A 14,392-nucleotide genomic window follows, 5' to 3' on the forward strand; every position below is an offset into this window, starting at 1 on the left:
ACTCCAAAGAACAGGGCAAAGAACTTGATGAAGCTTAATGTGCCAAGATGGGCGGCTTTTAAAATCGCTTACAATGGCGACAGATATGCTAGACTTGCACACAATGGCTGGGTACAGAAAGCTATAAGCACAAAGAGACTAACCTCATTTGGATTAGTCTCAATGTTAGATTACTACACCGATAGGTGCGTTACTTGTTAAGTTGATTGAACCGCCGTATACGGAACCGTACGTACGGTGGTGTGAGAGGTCGGGAGATTGATTAAATCTCCCTCCTACTCGATTTGTACTTCATTTGTAAGCAACCAACTAGAGGGCTTTATATTTACCGCTTACCGTTGAAATGCATTTATGGGACATTTTAGAGAATTCTGACAAAAACGAAAAAACGATCAATTTTCCATATGTCTAAATTAAATGAATTGAAATATAAAGCGATACAGGTATTTTTAAAACGGATTGATGTGCAAAAATATCAAACGAATAAACGATAGTTTCCACAAAAGGTATTGACGAAAAAGTATCAACAATATATCATATTTAAAGTATTTTAATAAGCAATTTATAGGCAAACGCTTTCCGGTGACGGGCGGACGCAAAGCTGTAAATCTTGGTAAGTAATCAGAGTTTTTTAGGATTTGGGATAGATCCACATTAGTAACGGGTATTACAAATATAATGCAAGATGGTTTAGCTGCAAAGATTATTCTTTGCAGCTTTTTTTGTGTCAAAAACACGTAGGGGTTACAACTTATAGGTGTAAGAACGGATGCTTATAGAAGAGGTTATTCAAGGAGGGACACAAGGTGTTTAGTAGTAAGAAAGGTAACTTGTTTATAAGAGTTACATCGCTTCTGACAGCATGCTTTTTGTTTATTGGCATGAGCGGTATTCAGACCTTGGCTGAAAGTGGAAACGGATCAGGTTCTGAACAGACAGAAGATCAGGCAACTGCAGGTAGTTCAGATAGCTCGGCAGGATATTCTGCGGACGATGACAGCGAAGGTGACGACGCTGCGATTGGAGGATCATCGGAAGCAAGTGATGAAGCGACAGATGCTGCATCTGCAGCTTCTATTGAAGAGGATGAAGATGATACATCAGATGATTCTGCGCAGGAAGGTTCATCAGATGCTTCAAGTGAGGGTTCATCAGATGCAGCTACAGAAGGAAGTTCTGACAGTGCAAGCGAAGCTTCTACATCTGATAAACCTATGGTACTTGGTGCCAGAAGAGGAAGAAGTGAAGAATTAAAAGCTGACGAAACAAAACCTGTCATCTCAGATGGAAAGATTATCTATAAAGATGGTGCGACAGAACAAGACGATTATATCTGGGAAGAAGGAAATATTCTAAGAACCAAGGATACAGTCACAATTTCTGTAAATGTAGTTGATCCCGATCCTAATGGCGATAGCAAATCCTCTGATTCGGCTGCAAATTCTACAAGTACTATCAAGGAACATGTTTCAGGGATCAAAGAAGTAAAAATCGAATATGAGATATTAAGCACCGGTAGCAGTGCCGGAACATCAGAAACAGTAACCAAGAAGATGAGCAATTCAGGAAATGATACATATACCTATACATTTCCTGACACTGTGGCTTCATACCATATTATCTCTATTACTGCTACTGACGGCAAAAATTCTATAAGTGGTGAAGAAGAAAATAAAGCTTCTTATAGCAGCACAACGAGCGAATCCGGTGATAATATTTTTGTATACATTTCTGTAGAAAAAGGATATTTCAATAACGGAAAAAGTGATGATGAAAAGATAGAAAAAGTCACTAATTTTGTAACTAACTATAATAGGGTTTTGACTGTAGGTGATTATTCATCATCCGCATACATAGATGATCCGTGGTTTTCACTTCAGGATGCAGAGAATACGGACATATCACTTAAGATGTCGTTCGGTGCATTTTTTACTTACAAAAAAGATATATCAGTATATCTTGTTCCTGTAGACAAGAATGGTAATGCGGTTGGGACGGACGCAGATAAGATAAAAGGTGATATCAGTGTAAGTTCAAGCACAAACTACATCTTTTTCGCGCTGCATTCATTGGTTGTTACATTCGATATCCCGAGCGACCAGAATACATACACAATATATAAACTTGAATCAAGCGGAAGTGGTTTTTTTGATAAAATCGTAAAGTGTATCAACAATGATAGCTTTATATATGTAAAAATTGATAGCACAAGCCCTGTAGCCCAGGACATAGCTGTTACCTATACAGAAGATGGTAATGGCGTATCAGGAACCTATAACCTTGGTCAGGGCGAAGAGAAAATTGTATATTCAAGGAATGATCTGACTCTTACAGTTGATACTTCCAAGAGCTATGATCCGCTTATATCCGGAAGTGATACTAAGGAGACAGAAGATGATGTTCCTGCATCCGGAATTGTTAAGCTTTCATATGTTCTTTACAATGATGATTATCCTACATCCGGCAAGGGTGAGTATCATGAGATAGAGATAGAGGATCTGGAAATCGACGAGTGCGGTGATATCAGGATCGAACTTCCCGATGTCAGCGAAGGCCAGGGTCCTGTATATATAGGTGATGTAAGACTTTATGATCTTGCAGGCAATGAGACTCTTATCTATGAAGGCAAAGTAGAGCCGGTAAGCTATGTTATTGATAGCGTAAGCCCTGTTATCGCATTTACAGATCTTAACGGAGAGGGACTTTCTGAAGGATATCCTACAGATCTTGCATCAACAACATATTTCTACAATCATGATGTTACAGGTAAGCTCTTAGTAACAGAGAGATATATCAAGGAAGTAAAGCTTTCAGAGAAGTCAGGTCTTATGAAAGCAGAACTATCTATTCCTGAAAGTACAAGTACTGAACTTGGAGCACAGACTGAATATACATTTAGTACAGTAGGTGACGGAGACTATTTCTTTGCAGCAGATGCTACAGATATGAGCGGCAATACAGCTGATACTGTAGATAGTCCGTATTTTGTAATAGATAGTATAGCTCCTGTTATCACAGTCACATATACATCAGGTGGAGAGACAGTAACTCCTGCAGGCAAGGATACAAGCTATTACAAAGACAGTGTAGTTGTAACTCTTGTGATCGAGGACAAGCACCTGCTTCAGGAAGGTATAGAAGCTGTTATTACAGGTACCAAGGCGGATGGCACTAGTGTCAATATTCCTGTATCAGAGTGGACTTACAACGAGGGATCATATACATGGACTGCCAAGGTAGAGCTTACAGATGATGGTGAGTATGCTCTAAGTGCCAAGGCAACAGATAGAGCACAGAATGTATCTGATACTTATACAGGCGCAGGATTCACTATAGACCGTACAGTTCCTGTTGTTACTATTACTTTTGATAATAATTCACCACAGAACGAGATCTATTACAACGCTTCAAGAACTGCTACTATTACTGTTAAGGATTATACTTTTGACAGCAGTAAGTCTGAGCTTGTTATAAATGCTCCTGACAATGCTCCTTCTCAGAGCGATTGGGCAGGTGTATCCGATCAGACATATAGTAAGACGGTTACATTCAATCTTGACGGAAGGTATGACTTCACCTTCAAGACAACTGACAAGGCTGGCAACGAGTCTGAGACTCAGACTATAAGTCTTTTTATCATAGATATGACAGCTCCTGTTGTTACAGTTAGTTATGATAACAACGATGTAAGGAACGGATTCTATTACAATGCTAAGAGGACAGCAACTGTTAAGGTTGATGAGAAGTCTTTTGACAATAGTCTTGTTGTTATAAACTCGCAGGCATCAGACGATGCAGAACCTATGGCTGCGCTTCCTAAGGCAGCAGCATTTAGCGGTAATGCTGATGTAGGTACATATACTACTACGATGTCTTTTAATGCAGATGGTAGATATGGATATACTATTAAGGTCACAGATCTTGCGGGTAACGAGTCTGAAGTTTATACAAGTGATATATTCGTTATAGATATGACAGCTCCTGATATTACATTCAGCGGAGTTGAGAACTACTCTGCCAACAATGGTCAGGTAGCTCCGGTCCTTATATACAAGGATCTTAACATTGATTTTGAGAACTCTAGTGTTACTATGACAGGAGCTAATCACGGCGAGGTAACTCCTGATTCTAAGACAACACAAGTTGTAGATACTGTGACTGTATCATATAGTGACTTCGCTCATACTAAGGAGACAGACGATCTGTATACTCTTAGAGTCAGCATTACAGATATGGCCGGCAATGTGACAGAGGATGAGCTGGTATTCTCTGTAAACAGATTCGGTTCTGTATATGTCGTTGGAGACAGCACCAAGGAGCTGACAGACAGATATTATACCAATGAGCCTGAAGATGTTACTATCACTGAGATCAATGTTGACAGTCTTACTTATAAAGAGGTATCTGTTGACAGAGACGGCGACAGTGAGGTTCTTAAAGAGGGCAGAGATTATACAGTATCTGTTCAGGGCGATGACAAGTCATGGAAGTCCATGACATATACTGTCAATGCTGACAATTTCAATAAGGACGGCAACTACTCTGTAATGGTATACTCCAGAGACAGAGCGACCAATACTCAGGACAACCGTTCAGAAGGCAAGGAGATCGAGTTCGCTGTTGATGGTACAGCTCCTTCTATTGTAACTTCTGAGATCAAGGAAAAAGGTGTTTATGAGGAAGATGGGCACGACTTCATCATAAATGTTACTGATAACATGGGATTTGAAAGTCTTGTGGTATATACAGGTCAGAATGAGCTTACAGAGCTGGTATCTTATACAGCAGAAGATATCGAAGCTGCCGGAGGTACACTAACTGTTACTATTCCTGAAATGGATGCTTATCAGAACGTTATGATACTGGCAACCGATGTTGCAGGCAATCAGTCTGAGCGTGATTACAACAATGTTCTTGTATCACGTAATGCCAAGAAGTTGATCGAAGATGATGAGATCGCGTTAAATGATGAGATCAAGCCTTTGGTCGATCCTGACAAGGATCCTTCTGCATTCTTCATCTGGGCAGCAGTTGCAGGTGGATTCGTAGTGGTATCAGGCGGCGCAGGCGCAGCTTATTATATCCTTCGTGTAAAGAAGCTTAAGGTTAATAAATAAAGCTTAAGGAATATAAAACTTATGATCTGGTGGGCTAACCATTAAATATGACTCAAGCGGTATGAAATAATAGATATAATAAAAGATCGCATGGATTTTCCGAAATGGATCCATGCGATCTTTTTTACTTACTGAATCTAAAGCTCTTCATGTCGAAGTTACTGCCGGGGAGGAATACGAAGGTTATAGTTCCGCTTCCTTCAATGTTACTGATATCAAAGGTGTGATCAGTGATATCATCTGTAGCTTCCACTTCCAGTATCTCTCTGACATTGCCCTTATCTGTATCGAAGAGTATGTGTATGGTGTTCTTCTCTCCTACTGCTCTTCCGCTTATAGTGACATGCGATGGCTTCTCATCTCCAAAATTCATGTCTTTATAAACAAGGGATACGTTATTGCCAATGCCTGATACCATGCCGTCTTTGATGGTATAGGTATCGCCATAGATCTCATCTGCGTCTACAGCAAGGCTTTCGGCATAGGCTCTTCTATTTCTCTTAAATACAAATCCCTTAAGGTGGAGCTTGTCCCAGGTTTCGAAGCTAAGGTTGCATACGCCTGTAAGAGGCTTATCAAGCTTCCAGGTAACTTCCTGATATACATTCCAGATAGGCGGCTTGTCATAGATCTTATCAAGGATCACTTCATCTCCCGACAGGATCCTGATCCTGTTAGCACCTCCGTCCAGTGAGAAAACAGGTATAGTGATCTCGTCAGAGGTATCTCTGCCAAAATCTAGTCTGTCGTAGGTTACAAGTGTCCTTTGGCCTCTTGCGGTTGCTACTCCCTTGTCATTGCCATTGCCAACTTCTCCTTCATATCCTGAGTAGAGGCTTCCTGCTACGAAGCTGTACGGATCGAAGAATGCTGCGCCCATACCCTGAACTTCAAAGTCCATATAGGAGATGATCCTTGGCTTATCTCCTCCGTTACAGGACAAGGCTCTAAGATAGAATCTTCCATCGCCCTTGGCAGTGATCATGGCAGTATTGCCTTCTGCACTAAGGTCAGCGATATTGGACTTAACACCAAACTCTGTGACAACCTGGAAGGTGATATCCTTGTAGGTTGCATTGGCCGGATAGACCTTGGCAGATACTCTTACTTCATTACAGCCTTTAGTTAATACGCTGTTTCCGCTTTCATTTACAAGCTCTATCTTCCTGATAGGGATCTCATCTTGTGATCCAAGCCTATTGGCATCATTATGACAGATATCTATAACTTCTAAAGGTTCGTAACAGTGGACTTCGTTATGAGCCGTATCTTTAGGATCTAATAACCTGATATCATCAGATGGCTCATGTGATTCACCTCTTACGATATAGTTGGCTGCGTCAGACTTATCTTTAATGCTCTTAAGAGTGTATGTGGCGCTTTCAAGTCCGTTACTTGTAGCAGTTACTACTATCTCGCCTTCTGCATCTGTTGTCTGAATGATCGCAAGGAGCTTACCGCCAAAAAGCCTTCTACTTGAAGCTTTATAGCTATCCAGATCTGAGCTGTCACCATTATCAAGACCTACAAGGCGGCCGGGGCCTGTGACAGTTACAGATACCCTGTTTTGTGCATTAGAAACTTCGGTTCCATCTGTATCAAGAGCAGATATCTCTATGAAGGCAAGGTCTCTGGTATTAGAACATAGTATGTCATTTGAATAGATACTATGATTATTGGTATCCATATCTACTGAATCATTATAATTACTATAAGTAGACTCAGATCCAAAGTTCTTACAATCCTTTGTATTGGTATACTCATCAAGAGCGTTACTAAGGACCAGTTTAACAGGATCTGTAAAGCTCCTTATAACATCAGTAGCTATTACTCTTCCATCTTCATCATAAGCTCTTGCTTCTACATATCCCTTAGAATATGGTACCTGAAGGTTCCATTCTATCTTGCTGCCGGATCCCGGCTTATTAGAGAAGTCGCAGCATCCCTTGTCCTTTCCATTTATAAACAGCTGCGCCCTTGGTGCATTGGTTACTATCTTAAGGTCTATGGTCTGACCTTCATTGAAGTCCCAGAATGAGGGGCATATATGAATCATTGGCGCTTTCTTATGATCAGTCCAGGCTGCCTTCCATTCATAATATGCATCCTTTGGGAAGCCTGCCGTATCTATCTGCCCGAAATAGGAGTTCTTGGTATGATAAGGCGTAGGCTCTCCGATATAGTCGAATCCTGTCCATAAGAACTGACCCATAGAGAATGGAGTATCTCTGTCAACTCGTATGCAGCTTTCTATGCTCTTTGCACCCCAGCTTGTCTGGCTGTTGCCAAGGCTTGAGCACTGTTCGTCATCATCTGACAATACGCTGGCTGATGCCGGGAAGTGGTAGATACCTCTACTTTGAACTATAGAGGATGTCTCGCTTCCATAGATGATCCAGTCAGGGTGCTCTTTGTGATGCTCTTCATAATACTTCTCTGCGTAGTTGTAGCCGGCAACTTTAAGTATATCGGCGCACTTTCTGGCATTCTCCCAGGGCATGTAGTTAGAGCCTATAGTAGGCCTTGCATTGCCGTTATAGTCGTATTTTCTCACAAGGTCTGACAGCTCTTTGGTGATCCGCTGTCCATCCTCATCTGCGTGGGTGTCGTAGATCTCATTCCCTATACTCCAGAAGGATACACACACATGGTTTCGATCCCGTCTAACCCAGCTTGCCACATCTCTTTCATGCCATGAGTCAAAAAATCTGGCGTAGTCATAGGTAGTCTTAGGCTTCCTCCACATATCGAAGGCTTCGGATATGAAGATAAAACCCATCTCATCCATAAGGTCAAGTACGCCCGGAGCTACCATGTTGTGGGTTCCTCTTATGGCATTGACGCCCATGGATTTAAGAGTGAGAAACTTCCTCTTCATGGCAGCTTTGTTAAAAGCACTTCCAAGAGCGCCAAGATCGTGATGTTCACAGACTCCGCTTAGCTTAATATTCTGACCATTAATGATAAATCCCTTGTCAGGGTCTAGTACTACATGCTTAAAACCAAGCCTTGTCCTATACTCATCTACTGCTCTTCCACCTGCAGTGAGAGTGACTGTAATATTGTAAAGGTTAGGATTAGAAGGATCCCACTTTAGAGGGGACTTCACAAGGTATTCCTGAATATATCTGTATCTGACCTGACCTGACTCAAGATCCTTGTAATCGCAGGCAGGTGCCGGAACCTTTGAAGGTCTGGGATGGTCTGTAACCGGTAGTTGTTCATAGGCAATATTCTCACAAGCGCTGATACCGGTACTAGTACGACTAATACTAGCACTAATACCTGCTTCACCTGCCATATCTCCGCAGACTTCTGCTTCTACCCTAAGGATATAGTCATCCCCTTGCTCTCTTGTAGACAGGTAGACACCGTCTATAGCAAGATATGTACTATCAGTTATCGTAAGCCACACATCTCTGTATATACCGGCTCCCGAGTACCATCTGGTATTAGGACTCTGATGTCTTATAAACACGGAGATATTGTTGATGCCCTGATGCAGATAATCTGTCATCTCGAAGGAAAAAGATGAATAGCCATATTTCCATTCAAAGGCGCGCTTGTCATTAACATAGATAGTGCAGTCCATATAGACACCTTCGAAAGTAATAAAGCATCTATGACCGGAAACCGGACTGTATTCGAAATCCTTGCTATACCATCCTGTAGCATCTTTATATAAGTTATCCGAGTCATGGATCAGGAAGTCATGGGGGATCTCAACCTTGTTAAAAGAGCCTTCGAATTCATCCTTTCTCCTTAGTAAGTCATCGTAGTGTACGTCAAGGCCTGTCTCTAAGAACCTCCAGCCTCCGTCAAATAAGTATCGCATGTGTGTGCCTTTCAAATAAGTGATTTTTTTAAAGTAAAAGTTTGAAAGTGTTCCATTTTCAAATCCAAATTGATGACACAAACTCCATCAATTTGAACCATAAGCCATTTGCTGTGCTCGCGACATCTGGGTTATATGATAATGATTTCTGATCATTTGACCGGTACGCAGTGTTTATCATTGATCTCTTTGACCTTCAGGACTCTGCGGCGGTATTTTTCCTCAGTAAGAGGATCTGTGTTAAGCCATGCCTTGACGATCTCCATGGCGATCATCTCACCGATTATCTTAGCTCCAAGACACAGTACGTTGGAATCAGTATGCCAGCGTGATAGCTGAGCGCAGAAGGTATCCTGACAGACAGCTGCATAGATGCCATTTATCTTATTGGCAATAAGCGCTGATCCGTAACCCACGCCATCTACAAATATCCCTTTGTCGCACTCGCCCTTGGCAACTGCAAGAGCAGCCGGATATACGAAATCCGAAAGATCGCAGGATTCCTCATCATAGGTTCCAAAATCCACTACTTCATATCCTTCTTTTTCCAGATAAGCTTTGATCTCATTCTTGAGCCTTGTTCCTGCATGATCATTGGCCATTGCAATCTTCATAATGCGCTCCTTTCAGAACAATCAAAAATATTTATGGGTTAAGTAAAACAAATACTATCTCAAATTTAGCAACAATTCGGGCATAAAGCAATGATTATATATATTTATTGTATTTTTTACTGGTTTGATATATAGAAAAAAGAATTATAAATGCATTTCGTCGGATGTAGTGTACGATATGACGTTATTGCATCACATTCCGAAAAAAGAACGAAAAATCATACACAGATAAAATAAGACACAGGAAATAAGCGGATTTGGGTGAAATAAGCAAAACAAGCGTTATTGCGTATCAGTAACGATATATCGTATTTTATGCATTTCGTCGGATGAAATGTGCATTCTGTCGGAAAATTGAGACAAGCTATTTTTTTCATTGTATAGTGAACGTGCAGTCGGCACTTAGAAGGATTGAAAACGTGCAGACTTACAACCTTAAATAATGTCAGATGAATTTATTTAAATCAGTAGGTATGGAAAAAGAGGGGATGAGCATTTGGGGAAATGCTCGAGTCAGAAGTTATGCTATAAAGATAGCAGCAGGGTCCCGGGTAGACATATCTTGGACTCTGTCCTTTTTAAGACAATTATCAATAGGAATAAGACATGTATATCACCTTATTATGAGGAATCCAAATGAAATCAGTACAGTATAGCGATCATGTCGCTTTTACTTTAAACAGTGATGAACACATAGTATATCTTGGCTTGAAAATATTAAAAGAGACCTATCATGCCAATCTGATCCCGATACTTGAGATCATCAAGAACGGGCAGACAAGACTTCTTTTTTCTACGGAAGGAATGACAAGCTTTACTGATGCAGCTGACAAACTGAGTATTACATATCGAGGGATGCTGCTAAGAGGCCTGGCGCAAAGCCTTAAGAAGATCAATGATCAGCCGTTTTGGAAAAAAGAATATCTGGATATCAGAGGACAGTACATCTTCATAGACATGGCCAATGGAACCCCGGGATTCATCCTGGCACCGGTTGATTCGCCGGCCACAGAAGACAAGGACGGCTGGGTCATAAAGTTTGAAAAACTTATTAAATTGCTCTCACGAATAGAAAGCGCAGAATCGTCTCCGGACTTTGAAGATCTGAATTCTAAACTGGAAAGATTATCCAAGGCTATAGAAACCAAGGAAACAGACATACAGCAGGAAGCTGAGATATTTATTTCATATCTTATAGATAAATGGGCATCAGATGATTCTGTTCCTGAGTGCCTTAGTAGAATCATAGACACAGACACCAGTGCGCAGCGCGTAGAGCTTAGATATAACGGCCCATACGGATCTTTTGGAATATATATAGGCAAGGACGAATTCATAATCGGCAAAGGCCTTGAATGCGATGGAGTGATATCAATTAATAGCGCAATAAGCAGAAAGCATGCCCGGATAACCATAAAGCGCGAGGGTTGTTTTGTAGAAGATCTGGGAAGCACCAATCATACATGGCTTAACGGACAGCTCCTTATTATGGGGAGTCCTGCAAGGCTCAAAGAGGATGACATGATAAGGTTTGCAAATATGGATTTTCAGGTACATATAGAGAAATATAACGTATTCGAAAAGAATGACAGCTGATCATCTAAATGAAAAGACTTTTATAAAAAGACAAAGGGTTGATTAAATAATGGATGATAAAGTAATCGTGATTTTTAAAAGAAGAGCTTCAGAACAGGGGATAGATATAGAGATTCCCAAAGATATTACAGCAGCAGAACTTATATATGGTCTTAATCAGGGACTTCACCTCGGGATTAACATAGATGATCCTATCCATGCATATATGCGGTCCGAGAACCCGATAGCTCTGATAAGAGGAGATGTAACGATAGAAAAATTAGGGATAAGAAACGGTTCAGTGATTATCATGGGGGAATGATGAAAAAAAGAAGGGTTATATCAGCATTACTACTATTTATCACTTGTATTCAGCTTTTTGCCATGAATACATATGCAACGGGAAGTACTACAGAAGATACCACTACAGGAACAGCACAAAGCAGCAGCCATATAAGTGATAGTGCTGCGGATAATGAAGCTTTAGATGCTGCTAGCACAGATACATCAGATGTTGTAGATGCTACAAGCAGTGCTCAGGAAGTTGAAGACATAATAAATCCCCCAAAACCTACTACTGAGTCGCCCAAAGATGCATGCGACTCAATTGTAGAAATAAATGTACTGTTTATAGATGACAATGAAGTCAGACACATGGTTACATGCGGAGTAGGATTTCTATTGGAAACAGATGGTGGAGATCAGTATGTTGTTTCTACCAAGGATATAGTCTCACCGACTAAGAGTACAAGAGAAGCTGTATACAAGCAACTTGGTATACCAAATGAAGACGACGCCTGGGACAAAATAGATCTGAAGATAGAGGTAGCATACGAAGGAGACGTAGCGACTACAGCATCTGTTGCATATTCATCCAAAGAGATGAATCTTGCGTTACTCAAACTTGATGATAAAGTTTATAACCGCACGCCACTGACAATTCTCATAGACGACGAGGAATCCAGTGACATAAGAGCCTTTAAGGAAGCGGATGATGTATATGCTCTGGGATTCCCAAATATGAGCAAGATACTGGATGATGCGATCAGCTATTTTACCACAGAAGATGTAGTTACTCTTTCGGGCAAGATAACCAATGTAACCCGCAAGAACAGTAGTGAAGTCATACTTCAAACAGTAGCCATGCAGAGTAGCATGTATGGAGGACCGCTTGTTAATGATCATGGTCTTCTGATAGGTATGAATACCCTTGATAAGGAAGGTAATTACTACATATCTATCAGTTCCAACAGCATCATGAAGGTTCTGAAGGCTGTAGGACTTGAAACCGTCGATTGCATGACGGCATCAGAATACGATGAATATCTTAATCCTCCGGAACAGGAAGAGACCAATACAGGTGATGAAAATACGGAAGAAGAAAAGGTAGTAGAGGTTATACCCAAGAAAGTATATCTCATAATATACGGACTTATCGGACTGATACTTATCACTTTGATAGTCCTGATAGTTATCGTAATAAGATCTTCTAAGCCTAGGAAAAAGAGTAAAAAGCAGCTTCAGAAAGAAAAAGAAGAAGCGATCATGTCAGGAAGCAGATTTGATGATGTACAAGGTGGTAGCGATATTGATAATCCGGCAGCATCAAGCGAATTTATATCAAAGACAAGATCACAGGATCTTAGATCATCTGCATCGATTTCTGGCGATATGTCTATGGCGCCTATGAAAGATAATAATCCATCTGCTAACATCGCTCCGGAAGTTGGAGAGACAACAGTTCTTAGTGCAGGAAGCGAGATAGCACCTAATTCTTATGCTATAGGAACTCTTATAAGTAAGCGTACAGGTGAGAACATAGTAATAGACAAACCAATATATAGAATTGGTAAAAATGAAAATTACAACGATTACTGCATACGTAATAATACAGCGGTAAGCCGCATGCATGCAGAGATACATGCAACTATGCAAGGGGCTGTGATCGTAGATGTCGGATCGACTAACGGAACATTTGTAAGTGGTAATCGTATACCTCAAGGTCAGCAGATACCACTGCATCCTGGTAATGTTATCAGTTTCGGAGATGAAGAATTCGAATTCCGTAATTAAAGAGTGATAGAAGCTTATGAACAAAAATACACTACTACTCATATCAACAGATGAAGAATACAACCTGAATATAGAAACAAGGCTTGCACTCCAATTATCTTCCAGTGTAGGACTGGAGATAATATCAGATCCTCTGTATCTGGAAGAATATCAAAAAAGGCCAAGAAAAGTGAGACTTCTGATCGTAGAAGAAAAAAGCAGCGGCCTGATAGGCCCAAATCTTCAGGCAGAAAAAGTACTGCTGCTCAGCGAAGAAACGATTCTTAAAAGCGATAATCGCATAAGTAAGTTTGGCGGTGCACAGGCAATCATCAGAAGTCTTCCTAATGACTTGATTAAAAGCGGAATGTTAAGTAGCCGCAAGACTCATATCATAGACGTCTGCTCGCTGTCAGGAGGAAGTGGCAAGACGGCAGCAGCGATATGCCTCGGGATCAGACTGGCTCAAGGTGGCAAAAAAGTCTTATATATAAACCTCGAGACATTCCAGAATTATTACAATCTGCTAGGTGATGATATAAAGCGAAGATACATGTCAGACAAACTCATGCATGCAATCGCGATCAATCCTCATATGGCAGCTGACCGTGCAATTGAAGAGATGATACATGGTCAGATTGATATGATCCCGCAGTTAAAAGGTCTGACAGGAACCTATCAGATAACATTTACATCTCTGCTAGCACTTATAGATGAGCTGGCAGGAAGACAGATATACGATTATATAATTGCTGAATTCCCGCAAGGACTTACAACAGATATACAGATGAGACTATTCTCCAGTGAAAGGATTCTGCTAACAGCCCTTCAGGATAAGGACAGCGCTGGAAGGATAGAAGCTTTTGGAGATATCATGAAACCCCTCTCAGGGCAGCTATATATAACATGTACAAGATATGACTGTTACAAGGAAAATTATATTAAAGATATATCAGGCAAACTAGGATATCCCATATGTGAGTATATACCGCATCTTGATATATATAATATTGATTCGCTTATAGGTAGAGGATGCTATAAATTTACAGCAGCAGCCCTTGGATAGTAGCAAAATGATTATGAATAACACCTAATATTGGTGGCTCCAGTACGATAACTTACCGGAAATTTTATGGCTTTTTATTCATCAGCTAAATATGCCATTAAAAAGAGAAGGTTAACATCGGACTGTTACCATA

At 40.7% G+C, this 14,392-nt stretch carries 7 protein-coding genes and 1 pseudogene; 6 read left to right on the forward strand and 2 right to left on the reverse strand.

Features of this window, described 5'->3' with window-relative positions:
• Both BMX21_RS19570 and BMX21_RS16305 read left to right on the forward strand, forming a co-directional pair.
• Window positions 1-201 (forward strand): annotated as a pseudogene (locus tag BMX21_RS19570) (group II intron reverse transcriptase/maturase); the annotation flags it as partial.
• A gap of 605 nt (window positions 202-806) precedes the next feature.
• Window positions 807-5,117 (forward strand): Ig-like domain repeat protein, encoded by a 4,311-nt coding sequence (locus tag BMX21_RS16305; protein ID WP_092045959.1) that lies wholly within the window; start codon window positions 807-809, stop codon window positions 5,115-5,117.
• 124 nt (window positions 5,118-5,241) lie between these two features.
• Here BMX21_RS16305 and BMX21_RS16310 read toward each other — a convergent pair whose 3' ends face one another.
• Both BMX21_RS16310 and BMX21_RS16315 read right to left on the reverse strand, forming a co-directional pair.
• On the reverse strand, window positions 5,242-8,952 hold the full coding sequence (locus BMX21_RS16310) for a glycoside hydrolase family 2 TIM barrel-domain containing protein (RefSeq protein ID WP_177174080.1): 3,711 nt from the start codon (window positions 8,950-8,952) through the stop codon (window positions 5,242-5,244).
• Between the two features lie 152 nt (window positions 8,953-9,104).
• Window positions 9,105-9,566 (reverse strand): RpiB/LacA/LacB family sugar-phosphate isomerase, encoded by a 462-nt coding sequence (locus BMX21_RS16315; RefSeq protein WP_022756020.1) that lies wholly within the window; start codon window positions 9,564-9,566, stop codon window positions 9,105-9,107.
• A gap of 636 nt (window positions 9,567-10,202) precedes the next feature.
• Between BMX21_RS16315 and BMX21_RS16320 the strand changes: the two genes are divergently transcribed.
• The 4 genes from BMX21_RS16320 to BMX21_RS16335 are packed head-to-tail and all read left to right on the forward strand — an operon-like array spanning window position 10,203 to window position 14,259.
• Window positions 10,203-11,162, forward strand: a complete 960-nt coding sequence (locus BMX21_RS16320; RefSeq protein ID WP_092045962.1) for an FHA domain-containing protein — start codon at window positions 10,203-10,205, stop codon at window positions 11,160-11,162.
• Window positions 11,163-11,211: 49 nt separating this feature from the next.
• Complete coding sequence (locus BMX21_RS16325; protein WP_092045965.1) at window positions 11,212-11,463, forward strand: EsaB/YukD family protein; 252 nt, start codon at window positions 11,212-11,214, stop codon at window positions 11,461-11,463.
• Window positions 11,463-13,214, forward strand: a complete 1,752-nt coding sequence (locus BMX21_RS16330) for an FHA domain-containing protein (protein WP_177174081.1) — start codon at window positions 11,463-11,465, stop codon at window positions 13,212-13,214. The genes BMX21_RS16325 and BMX21_RS16330 overlap by 1 nt, the downstream gene beginning before the upstream one ends.
• 16 nt (window positions 13,215-13,230) lie before the next feature.
• Entirely contained in the window at window positions 13,231-14,259 is a 1,029-nt protein-coding gene (locus BMX21_RS16335) for an AAA family ATPase (RefSeq protein WP_092045969.1), read from the forward strand.
• Window positions 14,260-14,392: the final 133 nt, after the last annotated feature.

Source organism: Butyrivibrio sp. TB (genome assembly GCF_900110805.1).
In the GTDB taxonomy this organism is placed as follows: domain Bacteria; phylum Bacillota; class Clostridia; order Lachnospirales; family Lachnospiraceae; genus Butyrivibrio; species Butyrivibrio fibrisolvens_C.